Annotated in this window: 15 protein-coding genes; 12 read left to right on the plus strand and 3 right to left on the minus strand. The window is 40.8% G+C overall.

From position 1 onward, the window contains the following. Positions 1-141: 141 nt before the first annotated feature. The 4 genes from AFM12_RS18290 to AFM12_RS18305 all read left to right on the plus strand — a co-directional run bounded on the left by AFM12_RS18290 (position 142) and on the right by AFM12_RS18305 (position 1,668). Positions 142-324, plus strand: coding sequence for a YtxH domain-containing protein (locus tag AFM12_RS18290; RefSeq protein ID WP_131458478.1), 183 nt, complete (start codon positions 142-144; stop codon positions 322-324). 127 nt (positions 325-451) lie between these two features. Beyond that, positions 452-718 (plus strand): YtxH domain-containing protein, encoded by a 267-nt coding sequence (locus AFM12_RS18295; protein WP_055151503.1) that lies wholly within the window; start codon positions 452-454, stop codon positions 716-718. Positions 719-788: 70 nt separating this feature from the next. Further along, positions 789-1,160, plus strand: a complete 372-nt coding sequence (locus AFM12_RS18300; RefSeq protein WP_055151506.1) for a phage holin family protein — start codon at positions 789-791, stop codon at positions 1,158-1,160. Beyond that, positions 1,150-1,668, plus strand: a complete 519-nt coding sequence (locus AFM12_RS18305) for a hypothetical protein (RefSeq protein ID WP_055151509.1) — start codon at positions 1,150-1,152, stop codon at positions 1,666-1,668. The genes AFM12_RS18300 and AFM12_RS18305 overlap by 11 nt, the downstream gene beginning before the upstream one ends. Here AFM12_RS18305 and AFM12_RS18310 read toward each other — a convergent pair. Further along, the gene (locus AFM12_RS18310; protein WP_055151512.1) at positions 1,665-3,032 is read right to left on the minus strand and encodes a sensor histidine kinase; all 1,368 of its coding nucleotides are present in this window, start codon (positions 3,030-3,032) and stop codon (positions 1,665-1,667) included. The two genes, AFM12_RS18305 and AFM12_RS18310, sit on opposite strands and share 4 nt — an antisense overlap. Before the next feature lie 229 nt (positions 3,033-3,261). Between AFM12_RS18310 and rpoN the strand changes: the two genes are divergently transcribed. Genes rpoN through AFM12_RS18340 form a run of 6 tightly spaced genes read left to right on the plus strand, consistent with a single transcriptional unit; the run spans position 3,262 to position 11,077 of the window. Further along, the gene (rpoN, locus tag AFM12_RS18315) at positions 3,262-4,704 is read left to right on the plus strand and encodes an RNA polymerase factor sigma-54 (RefSeq protein ID WP_055151515.1); all 1,443 of its coding nucleotides are present in this window, start codon (positions 3,262-3,264) and stop codon (positions 4,702-4,704) included. Positions 4,705-4,748: 44 nt separating this feature from the next. Next, positions 4,749-6,221 (plus strand): sigma-54-dependent transcriptional regulator, encoded by a 1,473-nt coding sequence (locus AFM12_RS18320; protein WP_055151518.1) that lies wholly within the window; start codon positions 4,749-4,751, stop codon positions 6,219-6,221. After that, complete coding sequence (locus AFM12_RS18325) at positions 6,218-7,681, plus strand: sensor histidine kinase (RefSeq protein ID WP_055151521.1); 1,464 nt, start codon at positions 6,218-6,220, stop codon at positions 7,679-7,681. The genes AFM12_RS18320 and AFM12_RS18325 overlap by 4 nt, the downstream gene beginning before the upstream one ends. A 15-nt stretch (positions 7,682-7,696) precedes the next feature. After that, positions 7,697-9,112, plus strand: a complete 1,416-nt coding sequence (locus tag AFM12_RS18330; RefSeq protein ID WP_055151524.1) for an ATP-binding response regulator — start codon at positions 7,697-7,699, stop codon at positions 9,110-9,112. Positions 9,113-9,153: 41 nt separating this feature from the next. Continuing rightward, positions 9,154-10,080 (plus strand): YihY/virulence factor BrkB family protein, encoded by a 927-nt coding sequence (locus AFM12_RS18335; RefSeq protein ID WP_055151527.1) that lies wholly within the window; start codon positions 9,154-9,156, stop codon positions 10,078-10,080. 28 nt (positions 10,081-10,108) lie between these two features. Then, the gene (locus AFM12_RS18340) at positions 10,109-11,077 is read left to right on the plus strand and encodes a helix-turn-helix domain-containing protein (RefSeq protein WP_055151528.1); all 969 of its coding nucleotides are present in this window, start codon (positions 10,109-10,111) and stop codon (positions 11,075-11,077) included. 142 nt (positions 11,078-11,219) lie between these two features. Here AFM12_RS18340 and AFM12_RS18345 read toward each other — a convergent pair whose 3' ends face one another. Next, positions 11,220-11,681 (minus strand): hypothetical protein, encoded by a 462-nt coding sequence (locus AFM12_RS18345; protein WP_055151531.1) that lies wholly within the window; start codon positions 11,679-11,681, stop codon positions 11,220-11,222. A gap of 123 nt (positions 11,682-11,804) precedes the next feature. Between AFM12_RS18345 and AFM12_RS18350 the strand changes: the two genes are divergently transcribed. After that, complete coding sequence (locus AFM12_RS18350) at positions 11,805-16,655, plus strand: translocation/assembly module TamB domain-containing protein (RefSeq protein WP_055151534.1); 4,851 nt, start codon at positions 11,805-11,807, stop codon at positions 16,653-16,655. After that, positions 16,652-18,967 (plus strand): translocation and assembly module lipoprotein TamL, encoded by a 2,316-nt coding sequence (gene tamL, locus AFM12_RS18360; protein ID WP_082391416.1) that lies wholly within the window; start codon positions 16,652-16,654, stop codon positions 18,965-18,967. Before AFM12_RS18350 ends, tamL begins: the two co-directional genes overlap by 4 nt. On the opposite strand, the gene AFM12_RS18365 is transcribed toward tamL, so the two are convergent. Further along, positions 18,964-19,374: a response regulator gene (locus AFM12_RS18365; protein WP_055151544.1), complete on the minus strand. Its 411-nt coding sequence runs from the start codon at positions 19,372-19,374 to the stop codon at positions 18,964-18,966. The two genes, tamL and AFM12_RS18365, sit on opposite strands and share 4 nt — an antisense overlap. Positions 19,375-19,401: the final 27 nt, after the last annotated feature.

A 19,401-nucleotide genomic window follows, 5' to 3' on the forward strand; every position in this document is an offset into this window, starting at 1 on the left:
TTCAACACTGCTGACAGAAGTTGAGGCAGAAAAAGGAATATTGAGACTGTATGAAAGAGTCTATAATTTTTGACTAGTATATATAGGTAGTGGAACACTGTTTTGAGAGGGCATGGTGTAACCAAAACTCATATAAATCAAATGAATAAGTCAATATACTTAATGGCCGGTGTGGCAGGTTTCATGGCCGGTGTGCTATTTGCCCCTGCAAAAGGACGTGTAAGCCGCCTGAGATTAAAAAGAAATGCAAACAGATTAGCCAATCAGGCCATTAACGAGCTAAATGCAATTGAGAGTCAAATCAAAGAAGCTTCGGTTGAATAGTGTTGAATTTCTACAGTTTTGTCCATAAAACTCCACAATTGAGCGGTTTTGAGAGCAAAACAGCTAAGGAACCTAAATTTTAACTAAAAGGTTAAACAGATTTTTAATTTTTAAACAACATACGATTATGAATAACGCAAAAGCATTAACTGGAATAATAGCAGCAGCAGCAGTAGGGGCAGCAGTAGGAATTGCATACGCTCCGGACAAGGGTTCTAAAACCAGAAAGAAAATCAGAAGAAAGGCAGAAGATCTATCTGAGAGTGTGAAGGATGTAGCCCTGAACACCAAAGATAAAACAGTAGCGAAGGCTTCAACTTTAATAGATCAGGGTAAGAAAACAGTTGATACTCTGGTAGATAAAGTCTCTGGAAAAGTAGTTAAGGCTGCCTAATAGACAGTTCTTTAAGTGACAGGTAGCTATTGGGCTGCCTGTCTTTTTTTTACATCAGATTTAAAGTACCATGGCAGAATATTATTATACCGAAACTGAAGATCAAACCCTTATGGAGCAGCTAGGAAACTATGTGGAGCTTCAGAAGGAAAAGGTTGTATTAAACCTGGTAGAGAAGTCGTCCAATACCCTGGCAAACTTAGCTGTAAAAGTCATTTTTATGGTTATGGCTCTGTTAGCGATAACAATGTTTTGTTTTGGGTTTGCTATTTTTCTGAACTATCGTTTGGAAAATCCATTTGTCGGTTTTTTTATCACAGGAGCTTTGCTTGTGTTAGCCGGGTTCGTTCTTTATTTCATGGGTAAAAACTGGCTGGCAGATTTCATTGGCAATGACTTGATAGATAACATTTTTAAAGAAGGAGAAAATCATGAAGAATAGATTAAAGAAAAACCGAAACGACCTTAGGGAAAGAATGGCGGAAGTTGATGCTGAAATCAATCTGGCAGAGGGAGAGATATTAGGTAAGTTGACGCCAAAAGGCTTGTTTAAGGAGATGATTGGAGCTGGTGGCACCAGTGGTAGTCCGGTTGCAAGTACCTTGGTATCTGGCCTTTCATTGGGTATAAGAAACCCTGTAGCTCGAATGGCCTTGCCAGTGGCGGCCAATGTGGTGAGTCGGAAATTCTCAGACCGTAATGCTCAAATAAAATTGATTCAAGGTTTGAGAAATGCTTTGAGGTGGGTCTCAGACAAAACTGAGCTTACACTTGACGATGAAAAGTTTCTGCTTTCAGAAGAAATCGGGGATATCCAAAACAGTATTAAATCAGGTATGGCTAAAAGTGAAATAGAGGCCATAAAGCCCGTTGAAAAGCTGGAAGAAGGTTTAAGAAGCGGGGCGAATAAAGACGTGCCCATTCAAGTAGAAGAAGCCAGCTGGTATTAAACTATTTTAGGGAAAAGCAGATGAAAAGTGGAACACTCATTCTTTACACTATGAGCTTCTATTTTCCCGTGATGATTGTCCATTACTTTTTTGCACAAGCTAAGACCGGTGTTATTTTTCTTAGAGTTCTGATGAAGGTTTAACTTGTTAAACATCTCAAACAGGAGTCCGGCATAATTTTGATCAAAACCTACACCATTGTCCACAAAAGACACCCTGTAATACTCTTCACCTTTTACATTGACCTGATCGCAGGTCATTTTTATTTCAACCAGGTCTCCTTCCTTTCTGAATTTAACAGCATTTGAGAACAGGTTTCTGAAGAGATCTTTAATCTGACTTTCGTAAACCATGAGCATCGGGGTTTCTTCAGAGGATATACTAAATTTAATATCCGGCTCATGGGCAGTTCTGAACTCGGCCGCCACATCACCAAAGAGATCCGAAAGACGATTGAGTGAAAGATCTTTCTCGTTTTTTTCAAGTTGTGCATGACTTAACAAACCATCGACCATTCTGGCGGCATCATTGGCGGATTTATCAATCTTCTGAAGATATTTTCTAACATCATCCGGATTGTCCCGGTCTATTGCTATCTGAGCAGTATCACTAAAGATTTGAATTTTACGCAGCGGCTCTTTGAGGTCATGAGACGCTAAATATGCATATTCTTCAAGGTCAGCATTAGAGTTTAGTAAGTTCTTGAGGAGATGTCGTTTATTTTTTAAAAGTTCGTTTTTCTCGGTTAAACTAGCCTTCTGTTTAAAGAAAGCAAAGGCAATAATGGCAAAAGAGAGCACTCCTAACAAGGTGAAAGTATAAGGTGTGAGCCGCTCACCGGCATCCTGAGAGTAAATACGTTCTTTGAGTAGCTCGTTTTCCACTTCTGACATTCTACGAATGGCGTTCAAAAAACTATCAGCATACTGATCCGTTTCATTGATATGGTTTCGCACTTTGCGATTTGAAAAAAGCCCACCATTTTCAAAAAGTTTGAGCTGCTGATTTAGTACATATCTCGTATCATTTAAGCTCTTTTTCAGGTCTTTAAGGTTCTTTTGCTGATCAGGGTTATCCTGAGTCATGGCTAAGAGTTCTTCATACATCTGATCTAAAGCAGAAGAGCGATCACGATAGATCTTTAGGTATTGAGTGTCTTCAGAAAGCATGTAACTCCGCTGATTTGAAATCATCGACCTGAACTCACTCTCCAGATCCAGGATCTTATTTTTTACCAGATAGGTGTGATCCACTAAGTCGTTAAATGACTCTTGTTTGCGAACACTCGAGTAAGTGGTATAGAGGGTGATTCCAATAAACAGAAATGCCGAAAGAAAGAGAATGTCAATAGATTTACTTTTCACCAGGTGTTGTTTTTTAAGACCAAATTGTAGAAACTATTCCACAGTTTCTACGGTTGATTTTTGTGTAAAATTTAGTGTTCATAGCATGATCAAAAAAAATGCAAAAAATAATCTATTGATTTTGAGCTAATTATATCCTCAGGGATCCAATCTAGCGAAAATTAAGGATTTGTGGAGTATAAATTGTCAAACATATTAGTGAAAAAGACCTCCTAAACAGATACTCGCTATGACTAGAAATGCTCAAATACAAACGGCCCGTCAAAACCAAAGAATCAACACCAAACAGATTCAGTTTTTAAATTTTCTTTTTCTCAATCAAAATGAGCTTGAAAGCCAGATTGATAGAGAATTATTGGAAAATCCTTTTCTGGAGCAGCAGCCAGGCGAAGAGAGTTTTAAGGCAGATAACGGAGCTGATACAGATGACCTTACCGGCGAAATGCGTATAGAAGAGGTATACAGCAGGGAGGTTCTGGAAGACGATGCTCCGTCTTATAAACTTCAGTCGAATAATTTTTCTGAAACCAACTGGAACGAGCTAAGCATGCAGCGACACACAGCGGAGGTTGATGTCTCTGAGGTGTTTATGGAGCAGGTAAGGTTTTTGGGTTTGAATGATGAAGAGCTTGAAATCGCTCATTTCATCATTAATTCTACAGATGAGAAAGGCTTTTTGGATACTGATCTCGACTCTTTCGCTGATCAGTTGAGTTTTGCCACCGGCAAATTTTACGACGAACAATTGATTGAAAGAATAAAAGATAAAATCAATAGGCTAGACCCAAAAGGCTTTGCCTGTTACGACCTTCAGGATTATTTCATAACGCTTATTAAGTCCGACGATAAAGCTGATGAAGATCTTAAAAAGAAGGGGTTAATTATTCTACAGAATCATTTTGAATCATTCAAATCGGCTAAATGGACCGCAATACTAGATGAGTCTGAAGAGCTTGACAGAAGCGATATTGATGGCGTTTTAAAATTGATTGCGGCCTATAAACCTTATCCTACCAAAGGGTTTGGTACCGATTGGTTAAAGGTGAAAAGCGAAATAGTACCCGACTACGAAATAAAAGTGATTGACGGAGAGCTGGTGGGTGAGGTAGCACAGTCTAAACGATATAACTTTAGCGTGAATGCCGCTTACGCGAACAGTATCAAGGGCGGGAAAGGTAAAGCCAGCTCTTTTGTAAATGATAAATTGAAATCGGCGTATTGGTTGATAGATGCCATTCAGCAACGTTACGATACCATGTCAAAGGTTATTAAGGCCATCGTTCATCTGCAGGGCGAATACCTTCAGACAGGAGATAATAGTAAACTAAGACCCATGATCCTGAAAGACGTAGCTACGTACATTGATATGAATATCTCTACGGTAAGCCGTGTTACAAGCAATAAATATGCAAGGAGTCCAATTGGTCTTATTCATTTGAAAGACCTGTTTTCTGAAGCTATTTATTTAGAAGACGGTAGCCGTAAGAGTAACAAAGAAGTGCAGGACATGGTAATGAAACTGGTGCAGGATGAAGACAAAAGCAATCCGCTCAGTGATTTTGATATCCAGAAAGCTCTTAAACGAGAAGGCATAAGCCTGACACGCAGAACAATAACAAAATATAGATTATCGGGTAATATTCCGTCTTCAAAAGAGCGGAAAGTATCCTGACACAACCACAACCATTAATTAAACCCCAACGAACAACAAGAAATATGCAGAAAATACTGGTAATAGATGACGATAAAGACGTTTGTCTGCTTTTGGAGCGATTTCTCAAAAGGCAGGACTTTGACGTTAGAGTAGCTTCAAAAGGCAAAGAAGGTTTAAAAATGCTCAATGAGGACGTCCCTGATTTGGTTCTGTCTGATTTTAAGCTGGGCGATATTACCGGTGGCGAGCTTCTGAAAGAAGTTAAAAAGGCTCACCCTTCGCTTCCTGTCATCATTATTACGGGATATTCTGATATCAAAGTGGCAATTAATGTCATGAAAAACGGGGCCTTTGATTATGTCACTAAACCGCTTTTCCCAGAGGAAATTCTCAATACGATCAAAAAGGCACTGGCCTCAGCTGGCGAACAAGATGATGTAGTAGAGGATACTGTTAAGGTAGAAACCACGACAAAAGAGAAAGCTGCAAAAAAGAAGAAAAAGAAAACCGGTTATATTTTTGGTACAAGCCAGGCCAGTAAGAATCTGGTAAATCAGATTAATCTGGTGGCCCCGACTAATTTCAGTGTGATTATTCATGGTGAAAGTGGAGCAGGTAAAGAAGCCGTAGCCCGTGAAATTCATCATCGTAGTGACCGCCGCGACAAGCCTTTCGTGGCTATGGACTGCGGTGCTATTAGTAATGAACTTGCTGGTAGTGAGCTTTTTGGTCATGTAAAAGGTAGCTTTACCGGAGCGGTAACCGATAAGACCGGTCATTTTGAAATGGCGAACGGCGGCACTCTTTTTCTTGATGAGGTGGCCAATCTTTCCTATGATGTTCAGGTGTCTCTACTTCGGGTTGTGCAAGAGCGTAAGTTAAAACCTATCGGCGGCACCAAAGAAAAGGCGGTTGACGTTAGAATAATCGTAGCCAGTAATGAGGGGCTGCTGGCCGCTGCAAAAAAAGGTAAGTTCAGAGAAGACCTTTATTACCGCTTTAATGAATTTGAAATCAATGTTCCGGCTTTGAGACATCGGGATAAAGATATCATGATGTATGCAGAGTTTATGCTTGACGGAGTCAATGACGAGCTCAATAAATCCATCAATGGCTTCAGTGATGAGGTGATTGAGGTTTTCAAAACTTACCCGTGGCATGGTAATATCAGAGAGCTGAAAAACGTGGTGAGGCGTGCTGCTCTACTTTGTCAGTCAGACATGATTAAGGTAGCAAATCTACCGTATGAACTGGTAAACCATGATCATATTCACTTTGCTGACTCAGAGAACGAGCAGGAGTCTAATCCAAATTTTCTACGAAGCAACAGCACCAAGGAGATCATGGCCGATCTCATAAAGCCAACACATCACTCCCGCATGCCGGCTGATTTAAAGGAAGCGGCCAAAGAGGCTGAAGCTGAGTTGATTGTGAGAACACTTAAAGAGGTGAATTTTAATAAAAGTAAAGCGGCCAGAATACTCAACATTGACCGTAAGACACTGTATAACAAAATTAAATATTACAACTTGTGAAAAACGTATTTGTGGATCAAGTCAGGAAACAAGAAACTCGGTTTGAAGACCGTGCCCTGTACGAAGCCATGAGTGACGGTTTTGTGATTATTACTACCGACACTCTGGAGGTGGAATACAGCAATAAAAACTTTGAATCTTTCGAAAGTGAGTTTGAAAGGGAAAAGGTGATATCTCTGCTGAAAGACCTTGTCAAAGGTGATATATCAGAAGATGATCTTGCACAAATGGCTGGCTATTCAAAAATAAGCGTAAAGAAAGTAAGTCTGTCAGATAGTACTGAGGCTAAGCTTATTGTGCTTGTTAAGAATCGTAAAATGCCATTCAGAGGACACTACCAGATACTGAATGAGGCCGAGAGTAAGATGGCGATGGGTACCTGGCAGTATCTCTTGCAGGAGGATAAATTAAGTGTGTCAGACGGTATGATGAATCTTTTTGGGTTCAGCCCTGAGGATGTAGAGCACTTTCCTCAGGATATTCAGTCATACCTGAGTTTTGTAATTGAAGAAGATCGCAAAAGAGTCACCGACGCTCTTGCTTATGTCATAGAAACGAGTTCTCAGGTTGAAGACCTGGAGCACCGTATCATTGACCGCAACGGGAAAATGCGTTTGCTTAGCATTTCTACTTTGAAGCTACTTACAGCCAATAGTAAAGTATACTCGGCACAGGGTATTATTAGAGATATTACGAATATCCGTAAAAATGAAACCGAGATTGCTGATAATATCAAAAAGCTAAACCAATCTAATGAGGCACTTTCAGAGTTTGCATATACGGCGTCTCATGATTTGCAGGAGCCTTTGAGAAAAATTGAGGCTTACGGTAATCGATTAAAGAAAAGTCTGGGTGATCAGCTTTCTGAGAAATCAGAGCACTACATGGATAAAATGATTTCGGCCACCACCCGAATGAGTGACCTGATTGACGATATCCTGAAGCTCTCAAGAGTAAGCTCAACGCAAATTGAACCTGAAAAAATCAGTCTGATGACTGTTCTGGATGGTATTGTAGGTGATTATGAAGAAAGTATCAGAGACACCCGTGCGGTTATTGAGTATGATCTTCCGGAGCTCATGGGCTCCGACACTCAGTTTCACCAGCTGTTTCAGAATCTCATCAGTAATTCGCTGAAATTCAGAGCTGAAGACCGGGTGCCAGCTATACATATTTCACACAGCGGCCTTTCTGCTGAAAAGGCTAAGAAGTTAGGCCTGAGTACCATCACCCCCTACTACGAAATTGTGTATAAAGACAACGGCATAGGTTTTGAACAGCAATTTGCCTCAAAAATATTTACTCCATTTAAGCGGCTTTTTGGGCGGGCTGAGTTTCCCGGAACAGGGATTGGCCTGGCCATTGTCAAAAAGGTTGTTGAAAACCACAACGGTATCATTGACGTCATATCAAAAGAAGGAGAAGGAACTACATTCTATATTTATTTGCCCAAAACCTAAATTAAATTGAAAGGGATGAGAAAAATTAAGCTGTTGTTGGTAGAGGATGATGAAGAAGATTTTGAGCTGTTTGAAGAAACCCTTGACGAAATAGAGACCTTCGAATTTGAGACCACCTGGGTAAGTTCTTACAAAAAAGCACTTGAAAAAATAACGGACGAAAACTTTGACCTTCTGGTCGTAGATTACCTTTTGGGAGCTTATTCTGGTCTGGAGCTATGTAAGAAGTTCAGAGACATGGGTAAAATTGCTCCAATCATACTCTTGACTGGCAAAGGAGATAGCGAAGTAGACCGACAGGCCTCCGAAATAGGAGTGAACGATTACCTCGTAAAACGAGATATTAAGGCTCCCGAATTAGAGCGGAGCATTCGTTACTCCATGAAAAACCATGAAATTATTTTAGCCTTAAAAGTGAGTGAGTCCAAGTATCGGGCGGTTTTAAAGCAGTCGCAGGATATTCTCTTCATCGCGGATACTAATTGTAATATTCTCAATGTAAGTCACTCGCTTAAAGCCATCACAGGTTACAGAAAGGAGGAGTTGCAGAAAGAGGGGCTTTTGGCACTCATTCAGGATGAAGAGGTAAAAGTTAAACTTAAAAAACACCTAAGCGATAAAAAGGCAGTCATTAAACAATCTGCCACTATCCGGTGTAAAAACGGAGAACTAAAAAGCGTACTCATCACCTGCAATTACCAGCAGGCCTTTACCGAGGACGATTTCGTTCATGGGGTGATCATTGACAAAACGGAGGAAATTAAAGCTTTGCAATCGAGATTGGTTAACGAAAAACTGGAGTCAACGGCTCGTTTTATGCGAACGCTGGCTCATGAGGTAAGAAACCCACTTAGCAATATTTCCTTAGCTATTGAAGGTATGGAGGCCGAAGAAGAGGAGGTTTCGCCCTATTTGTCAATCATCAAACGAAACTCAGGCCGGATAGACAGTATTATCTCTAAAGTATTAAATAGCTCACAGATAGAAACCATGGCTTTTGAGCCCATGGATTTAATTGATGTACTCAGAAAAGTAATTGAGAACATTGAAGATAAGGCTCACCTGAAAGGCATTGAACTCGTTGTAAATCTGCCTCAGAAACCATTGCCTGTCAATCTTAATGAAGAACAGTTTTCGTTGGCGATTTCAAACCTTTTGGTCAATGCTGTGGAGGCTCTTGATAAAAATAAGGACGGTGTTATACGGGTGTCAATTGAGGGCAATAAACTTTATATTTCTGATAACGGGCCAGGCATTTCAAAAGAAGATCAAGGCCTTATTTTTGAGCCTTATTATACCCGGAAGACCAACGGTGTAGGTCTGGGTCTGGCAAGTACATTAGGAATACTTAAAGCTCATCAGATAAACCTTGAGCTTGATTCAGATCTGGGTTTGGGAGCTACTTTTATCCTTACACTGCCAGCAGCCTGATGATGTAACGGTTGTGGAATGATTTTCTTATTCACTAGAGTATGGTAAGAAAATTAAAACCAGCCTTTTTTTGGCTCGCCTTAAAGAATTCAGTTTTGAACTTCGGGGAATATAAAATTCCGAAGAAAAGTGCCTCTTTGGCCTACTACACTACATTTGCTCTAGCTCCTATTTTTTATCTTATTCTAACGCTTGGTAGCTTATTTTATGGAGAAGAAATTCTTCGTGGTGAGGTTTTAACCAAACTCCAGGATTTTGTGGGTTTGGGTATTGCCGAGACCTTGCAGGGTATGCTGAGCCGAACGATGATTGAAAATCAATCTCAAATAGGTACCGTGGTGAGTGCGGGTACACTGCTTGTAATTGCCACAGGTGTTTTTGTGGAATTACAGGATTCGCTGAACGAAATCTGGTCTGTGGAGGTCAAAGAAAACTCAGGATTTTGGTCGTTTATCAAAGACCGTTTACTGAGCTTCTCAATTATTCTTGCCTTTGGTTTTTTGCTACTTGTTTCTATGCTAATTAACTCAGCCATAGATGTTTTGCGAGAAAAAATTGAAGAAAACTTATCTGCTATTTCTGCATTGGCTACATTTGTAGTAAATAACGCAGTTATGATTGTCATTATCAGTGCGTTATTCTATTTGATATTCCGGGTTTTGCCGGACATCAAGCTGTCTAACCGTGTAGCCTCAGCTGGGGCACTACTTACCACTGTTTTATTTCTTATTGGGCGGTATTTTATCGGATTATACCTGTCGCAGAGTAATCTGAACTCCATTTTTGGCCAGGGAGGTACCATCGTCATCTTGCTTTCATGGGTGTATTACACCAGCATTATTTTGTATTTCGGGGCCGCTTATACCCGAAATCTGGCTTTAGTAGCCAGAGAGCCTATTGGGTCTAAAGAACATGCGGAGTTTATAGAGAACCAGAAAGTAAAAATTAGTGATAGTGAGCTGAATTAAACTTGTCGTCTAACCAAACAAGAAAACTATGTTTAGTCTTAAAGAAAATGAATTAGTAGGGTCAGATGGGAGAGTATTTGAGACTACAGAGAGTCATGACTGCGGAGTTTATACTCGTAATTACAAGAATCTTTTTTTTGACGGCACAATAAAATCCTGTCAAACAGCTGATAAAATCTCACTAACCAGTTTTGATTTCCAAATTCATGAGGATGTTGACCTACTTTTCAATGGCGACGAGTACCGTAAAATGCTTAAAGTGTTGTGCAATAACGGAGATCCGGTGAATTATCATTTGTCAAAAACGGTCTCTGAACAGGCATTGGTTTTAGGAAAAGAAATGCTGATCTCGAATAATCTTCTGGCCTATATTTTAGGTCTCAAAGCCAACAGAACTTTCAGGGCAGTAACCATAGAAACAGATCTGCAAAACCTGATCAATGAAAAATACTGCGACGAGCCTGGTAAAGCAGAACAACTGACAAAACTGGCGGCTAAGTCAACGACAGAAACCCAACCACTCACTCAGAGAATACAGGATATTATCATGCAAATGTGGTCAGAGGAGACCAGTGGTTTGAAAGGACGACTTATACTTGAAAGTCAGGCTGTTGAGTTGCTGGCTCAGGCCTATGGCCTTTCTTTTAAGGAGGATACTCAGGCAAAACCGACTCTGTCACCTGCTGATATGCAGGCTGTGGAAGAGGCCGCTGATATTCTTCACAAGGAGTTTAAAACACCACCATTACAACAGGATTTGTCTAGAAGAGTGGGTCTGAATCTCAATAAACTCTCTTCACTCTTTCAACAGGTTTTCGGGCTAACGATCAATAAATATTTACTAAATATTCGTCTGGAAAAAGCCCGTACGATGTTGAACAATAATCCGGAGCTGACGGTAGTTCAGCTCTCCGAGGAAATTGGTTTTAGTAACCCGAGCTATTTTATTCGGAAATTCAAAGAGGTTTATGGAAAAACACCAGGTGCTTATGTGTAGAGAAAATTACACAATTGTGCTATGACGAGGTGAGATAGTATTACCTCGGTTTTACTCAAATAAAACATTTTTGCACCGCTCAATGCAGGGGAGTAGTGGCTCCTGTATCTGAGTAAGTGTCCGGGTTTCCCGGGCACTTTTTTTATGCCACCAAAAGCTTTTGTTTCTGGCTTCGGCTTACGGATTCTCTCATGGTGTTAATGAAAGCCTTTATTTCCTCTTTGAAGGTCTGTAGTTGGTTGTTATTCAGGCTTTTGAAATATTCTTCAAGACGTTGCAGTAGCCACATATCTCCCAGTTGAAGTGATAGAAAAATGGATTTTGTATTGTCTGATTTTACAGCGAGGTCATAATAAAAGTCACATTGTAATGTCCCTTCTTTTTTTAGAGAAAGGTCACTTAAATTTCTTACGATATCATCAATACGTTTCTTAAGGTCAGAAATTATCCTCACACTTTCCAGTAAACCTGTGATAAGCTCTCCTCGCTCATCAATTCTGAGGTTTTGAATTTTCAAGGCATGAACATAGGCTTTCTTTCTCAGCAAAAGAGCATTCTTGAAAGAAGACAGGTTGTCAAATATTTGATAAATAGGGTTTTGCATGGTGCTATCTCTTTTTCGTAACGTCTCAAAAAGCTATTCCTGCTGATTTTTACGTTCTTTTGGGGCTGATGGTGCACTTTTTGTGGAACTGTATTTTAATGCATTTCCCCAGATAAAATCTATATGGCTAAATTTTTTAAAATCTCGGGGATCGTGCTTTCAGTGATTCTATTGCTGATGGTGGGGCTTGCTATGTATATTCGGTCAGATAGAGGGCAGAAAACCGTTCAAAATCAGCTTCAGAATTTTCTCTCCCAAAAGCTCACAACACCTTACTCCATTGGACGACTCAGCTACAATATTCCTGACTGGGTAGAGCTTGAAGATGTATATTTCGAAGACCCTCAGAAAGACACGCTATTGATGGCCGGACGGGTTCGGATTGACCTCGATATGTTTGGATTACTTACCGGTGATTTTCAGGTGAACACCATTGAGCTTGAAGGCGGAATCGCAAAACTTTACACCATAAACGAAAATGGAGATTTCAATTATCGATTTTTAATCGATGCCTTTTCTTCCGGAAGTGATACCATTTCATCTGATAGCTCCGAGAGCAATTCTTTTAGAATTGATGAGGCCAAATTGAAAAACACACGGTTCAGTTTCCGGGATGAAACAGCCGGAATTGACTTTGGTATTCTCCTTAAAGAAGGCTCAGCAGAATTTAGTGATTTTAACGTGACAGATAATTTCTACGGTTTCTCCGGGATCGTGGTTGATAGTGCTGAAACCCGACTGCTTACTTTTATTCCAACAGTTGTCAATCAAACAGAAGGGGCTGGAGAATCTGTAAAATTAGAGTTGGGCGATATAAGCCTGTCAGACTTTAGCTGGAAATATGATGGTGAAGATATCGGTGTGGAGAATACCATCAAAGCCGGGAAGGCCGAAGTTAGTTTTAATAAAATAGATCTCAGTGAACAGCGAATTGAACTTAATGAGGCCTTTTTTGAAAATGCCGACATTGACGTTTTTTTCAAACAGCCTCTTAATGAGTCTACCGGTGATGAAGGTAAACCATGGACAATCACACTTGCTGAACTTGAGCTTCAGGAGGGAAAAGTGCATTATCGGGATAACCTTGCTCAGCCGGTTTTAAAGCCCGGAGAGTTTAACAGTTCAGATTTTACCTTTTCAGAAGCCGATATTAAGCTCAGGAATTTCTATTATGATGGCAACGAAATTAAGGGGGAAGTCACTGAGGTGAAAGCAAGAGAACGCTCGGGCCTAAACATTGAAGAATTAGCAGTGAACTTTGCTTACACCGATCAGTTGATTGCCTTAAGGGATCTGAGTTTTGAAACTCCCTACTCTGATTATGAAGGCGAAGTTATTCTTTCTTATCACTCCCTGGATGATTTCATCAATGACCCTCTTACGAGCAAAATACTGATCAGGGCAGATCGGAGTCAGATTGCTTTCAACGATATTTTCAAGTTTAATGCGGATCTGAAGAAAAATCCCGGACTAGCAAAAAATACTTCTAAAAGTCTTCGTTTAAACGGATCGATAAAATCTAATCAGGACAATTTTTTACTTCAAGATCTTCAGGTGACCCTGGATAAAGAAACCCGGCTTTTTCTCAATGGCTTTGTTGGAGGGGTGAAAAACCTTGACAATTTAAGGGTGGACCTGAACATCGAAGACCTGCGGGTTAAGCGAGACTTATATCAGGATTTTATTCCAGACTCTGTTGATGTTTCTTCGTATCAATTGCCTGAGACTATTAGTATGAATGGCTTGGTAAAGGGAAATGCAAAAGCTCTGCAGCTTGACGGAAACCTAAGTACTGATCTGGGGGAAATTACCCTGAAAGGCTTACTTAAGAATGCGGCTTCAGACTCGTTGAGGTCGTATGCAGGTTATCTTAAAACCACTGATTTAAATCTCCAAAAACTTTATAAAGAGGAGCAGGAAATAGGTCTTCTAACAGCTGAGCTTCAGGTTAATGGGAATGCTGATCTTAGTAGTATAACAGCTGATGGCCAAATTCAGTCGGTTGTGTATAAGGATTACAGCTATAAGGATATAAATCTGGACGTCAATCTTGAGGATAGTATTCTAATTCTCAAAGCAAATTCGGCTGATGTAAATGCAAGACTCAATGCTGACTTTAGAGCTAACCTGAGCTCGGACAAATCTGCATTCAAAGGAATCGTAGATATTCAAAAGCTAAATCTGCAAACTCTTAATATCAGCGATCTGGAGGATGATATCTCAGGCCGGTTCAATGTTGATTTGGCTTTCGAGTCAGAAACTTATTTGGTAGGGACTACCCAAATCGCGGAATTAAAGTTAGGTGGTAAAAATGCCGGAAATCTTAACGGGAATTTCCTTAAAGACGGTACCACTCAACAGGTCAAAATTGATGCAGATTACATGAATTTTGATCTGATTTCAAAGTCCGGTCTGTTATCTTTTGCCGATAACTTCTCTGGTTTAGTGACAGATAGCTCTGAAGTCTCAGCTCCCGAAGGTCGTTTTGAATTATCAGGTCAGTTGGTTTGGAGCCCCCTTTGGGAGAGTGTTTTACCCGGAGTTTATTTTGATCAGCCAGTGAAAATGGATTTGACATCTGACGGGAAAAATTTTGATGGGCAATTGAATTTTCAACAACTCCGCTATCAGGATTATGTATTGTCCGGCTGGGAAACTACAATATCCGGCAGCATGAATGACTTTAAATCGGAAACTCTTCTTGAAAGTCTTGACCTGGGGGAAACGGCTCTTTCCGGTAATGTGCTTTTAGCCAATCTTGAAAATGATGTTTTCCAGTTTGATTTTCAAACAGCCGATAGTGCGGGAAACACTCTTCACCAAATAGCCTTCGAAATGGAAAACATGGAGGCAGGCCAAGTGTTTGAAGTACAAAAACTGAGCTTTGGCCATCAGGATTTTCAAATCAATGATCACAAAATTCGCCTAATTGAGAATCAACTTTTGACAGATGGATTGGTGATGCAATCTGACAATCAAAAAATAGCTTTAAATGCCAATAATGAATGGATTGCGTTAAATATGGAAGGTGTCAATATTGAGCCTTTTTATCATTTGTTGTATAGCCCTGAGGTTGACCTTAAGGCATCTTTAAATGGTGATTTACAGTTAAGAAATAACTTGGGGTCTCTGTCAGGAAAAGCTGAAATAAACCTTGCCAAATTAACCATCGATAACGAATTGATAGGTGATTTTCAGATGAATTTGTCCGAGTTTGATGCCGAAAATATTGTCATAAACGGAAGTCTGAAAGGCCCTTCAAGCGATGCGGAAATGGAGGGTGAGGTGAATCTCGCGGATGAAGGAAACCTCGATTTAGTCGTTGACCTGAAAAGGTTGGACGCGGCCCTGATCCGGGCTTTTAGTGCAGGTCAGGTGGCAAAAGCCGCAGGCGAGTTATTCGGAAAAATTGAACTGACATCAACATTTACTAACCCGCAACCGAAGGGCACACTTGGTTTTAGAAAATTTGACGTGACTCCAACCTACCTTGGCGTGCCACTAGCTATTGATAATCAGGAGCTCAGGTTTGATAACAAGAATGTCTTTTTTAATGAGTTTACGGTGAAAGATTCTACCGGTCAGGCCCTTGTTTTTGATGGCCGCCTGAACTGGTCTGATCTGGATGCCGTTTCTTATCAGCTTGATCTGCAAACCACTGATTTCCTTTTGCTGAATACCGCCGTCGAAGATAATGATCTGGTTTACGGTACTTTGAAAATGGATGCAGATCTCAAACTTCAGGGAGTGGGTGAGAAGCCCAGCGTAGATGGTAGGGTAAAAATTAAAGAAGGTAGTGATCTTACCTTCATTATGCCGGCCGATATTGAAACTGCCGAAACGCAGGGAATCGTCTATTTTGTACCTCCAAAAGACAGCTCTTTGGCGGTGCAGGCGGCTCCAGTCAGAGATACCTTAAGTGCCGCTGATGCCTTTGCAGAAGTGGTGAATGAGATACTGGTTGCTGTAGAAACGGATGAAGAAGCGAAGTTTACTTTTGTAGTAGATGAAATCAATGGGGATAAGCTGGATTTCAGTGGAACCTCAAATCTTACTTATGGACTTTACCCCAATGGGCAGCAGTACCTGATCGGGAGTTTTGATCTTACACGTGGGTCTTACAGTTTTTCACTCGAAGTCTTCAAACGTGAATTTCAGGTACTAAAAGGAAGTAAACTAACCTGGAACGGAGACCCGTATCAGGCAGAGTTGGATATTACCGCATCCTACGAAGTGAGTACCGATATACAGTCACTGAACGCCTTTGGCCTAAACTCTACCTCTTATGGCAAGGTACCATTGGATGTGCTTCTGAAGCTAACCGGAAAAATTGAAGAACCTGAAGTGAATTTTGATGTCAAAGTCTCTGATAAAGCCGAGAATTCCATCAAATCATTGATTTCTTCAAATGATGTTTTTTCATCTCTTCGGCAAAACAGTTCGGAGATGAACCAGCAGGTTTTTTCCCTGATTTTATTCAACCGGTTTATGTCAAATCAGTTTTTATCATTTTCGGGCAATGGATTTAATGGGGAGTCAGTGGCTCGTCAAAGTGTAAGTAAATTACTGACCGAACAGCTTAACATACTCGCTGGGAATCTGCTTGGAGGAGTAGGGTTGAGTTTTGGAGTTGATTCTGAAGTTCTTCAGGGAGCTGAAGGCTCTGGCTCACGAACTGAATTTAATCTTGGACTAAGCCAGAGCTTTCTCAATGACCGCATACGGGTATCACTAGGGAAAAACTTTGAACTGGCCAATAGCACTGGTGTAAGCCGAAGCTCTACCGAGGTGCTTGATAATATTAACATTGAATATCTGGTAACGCCTGATGGCCGCTATGTGGCCAAGGTTTATCGTAATAATGAATACCAAACATTACTGGAGGGTTTTGTGGTTGAAACCGGAGTGGGTTTTGAGCTTAGAGCAGATTATGATAAGGTGGCAGAATTATTTAACCGCAAGCAAAACCAATGAGAGTTTTCAAATACATAGCACTTTTAGCCTTTTTGAGCTCTTGCAGTTTACAAAAGAAATTACCTGAAGGCTCCAGGTTATATGCAGGGGCAGAGGTGAATGTGAAATCTGAGTCAGGGAGAGGAAAGCCCGGAGAGGCTGAGGAGGTTTTAAGTTCAAATACATTTCCGGCTAGTAATACCATGTTGCTGGGCTTCCCGTACAAAGTCTGGTTTTATTATACCATTGGAGAAGCCAGGAAAGAGAAAGGTCTTCGGAGTTTTTTACAGAGAAAACTAGCAGAAAAGCCTGTCTTTTTTAATCCTTCAAATTTAGAGACCAATGAAGACAACCTTGAAAACATTGCCTCAAATATGGGTTATTTCACCACCGAGGTCAGGGGAGAAGCGGTTTCAAAAAAGTACAAAACCAAGGCTGTCTATGAGGTGGAGTTAAGCCCCCGGTATTTTATTAAAGAGGTGACTTTTGACACAGCAGACTTTAGCATTCATAGCCAGCCGGAGCTTATTTACCGAAAGTCCAGACTGCGGTCCGGGCAACCGTATGTACTGCAGGATATTGTCTCCGAGCGACAGCGAATTTCCGGGCTTTTTCAGGATGACGGCTATTATTTACTTGATGCTAATCGTATTATTGTTCGGGTTGATACCAATCTGAATAGTTACGAGGCCAATCTCCACGTAGAGCTTAAAGAGGAGTTCAGGGAGCAGTTTAGCCGACGTTTTACTATACGGGATGTTAAGATATACACGAGTTTTGATAACCCCGGCGAAAAAAGGGATACGCTTCAGCAAAGCCTGAGCAGTTTGCAAAATACGGGTCTGTTGGTGTATTCTACCGGCCGGTATTTTAAGCCAAAAGTTTTCAAAGAATCCATTGTTTTCAGGCAAGGTGATTTATACTCAAAAGAACGGCAGGAGGCCTCATACAATCGACTGGCAAACCTCAAAAACTTTAAGTTTATCAGAAACAAATTTGATATCGCCAGTGATAGCTCAGCGAATTGGCTGGATGTGAGTTACTTTCTTAGCCCGGTCAAACGTAAAAGCCTGACAGCAAAGCTAAATGGCCAAACCAAAAACAATGGTCTGGTAGGAGCCGAGGTGGGGGCAAGCTGGCAAAACCGCAACTTTTTTCATGCCGCTGAAAATCTTACCATTGACTTTAACATTGGCCGTGATTTACAGTTCTCAAATGGCGAATTGGCCAATAATTTCACTCGTTTTGATCTTAGTGCTGAGCTGGTTTTCCCACGTTTTGTTTTGCTTTTCAATAAGCTGAAGACCTCGCTTTCAGGGGGTATCCCCAAGAGCAGCGTATATCTTTCTTATGAAGAATTAAATCAGGAAGGGCTTTATACGCAAACCTCGCTGAATACAGGGCTTACCTACTACTGGCGAAAAAATGCGGAGTATGATCACACGCTAACCCCACTTTATTTTAATCTGGTAAAACCTCGAAATGTTTCAGAGGCTTTTGTCGATCAGGTATTGGAAAGTGAAAATCCGAATGACCTGAGACGGTATTTTGAAATACTGGACAGCCGCCTGATTCTTGGAATAGAATACAAACTCAATTACTTACCAGCTTTCGTACAGGATCGTTGGAATACCTGGAATCTCAATTTTGGTCTTGATATTGCAGGGAACATCGCCAGCCTTATTGCTTCTAAAGATGTCAATTCAGAAAATGGTACTCGTAACCTCTTTGGTGTTCCGTTTGATCAGTTTGTCAAACTGACGTTTGAAACCCGTTTTTACCGCAAGTTCGGTGATATAACCTGGGCCAGTCGCTTATTTTCAGGATTTGGGCTTCCTTACGGCAACTCCTCTATTATTCCACAGTTTAAGCAGTATTTTATTGGAGGAAGCAATAGTCTTCGGGGCTTTAGAGCACGTTCATTAGGCCCGGGTACCGTGGCTCCTCAAAACCTCACCGGCTCGGTTTTCGGGAACGCCATCAGCGGGGATATCAGGATGGAGTTTAACTCAGAGATCAGGTATAAAGTTAACGATCTGATAGAATTGGCCACTTTTTATGATACCGGTAACATCTGGTTCTATAATGAAAATTCGGCCTTTGGTACAGACGGGAAATTCTCAAAAAACTTTCTCAACGAACTGGCCGCAGATATAGGACTTGGTCTTCGTCTTGACTTCACCTACCTGATTTTACGTGGTGATTTGGCCATTCCGGTGAGAAAGCCCTGGCTTAGAGAAGACCCATGGGTTTTTGATCAGATTCGATTTGGACAGAAAAACTGGAGACGCGAAAATTTGGTATTTTCTCTGGCAATAGCCCACCCGTTTTAAGCTATTTCTCCTTCAATCAGATCTTTTAGAGAATTTACCAATTGGCTGAAACTTGTCGGTTTGATAAGGTATTCATCAGCACCAAGTGCTCTGGCTTGAGTGATGTCTTTTTCGTTAGAGCTGGTTGAATAAATGATAAGGTTAGTTCTGCCGGTAAATTTCTCTTTTGAGAAAATCTGCAAAAGCTCAAGTCCATTAATCTTCGGCATGTTCAAATCCAGAAATACAAAATCCGGCATTTTTTTCAAGCCTCTCAGTTCATCCAGAATATCCTCGGCTGAATTAAAGCAAACAAGTTGTACGGGTACACCAGCCTCGGTCAGGGCCATCTCGAAAATTTCCTGATCTTCGGGATCGTCATCTACCAGAAAAACAAGCATCTGGATTTTAGTTAAGTTATGATTCATCCAATGTTCACGGCTGGAGTTAAGTTT

Origin of the sequence: Jiulongibacter sediminis, from assembly GCF_001306455.1 — a bacterium.
Taxonomy (GTDB): Bacteria; Bacteroidota; Bacteroidia; order Cytophagales; family Spirosomataceae; genus Jiulongibacter; species Jiulongibacter sediminis.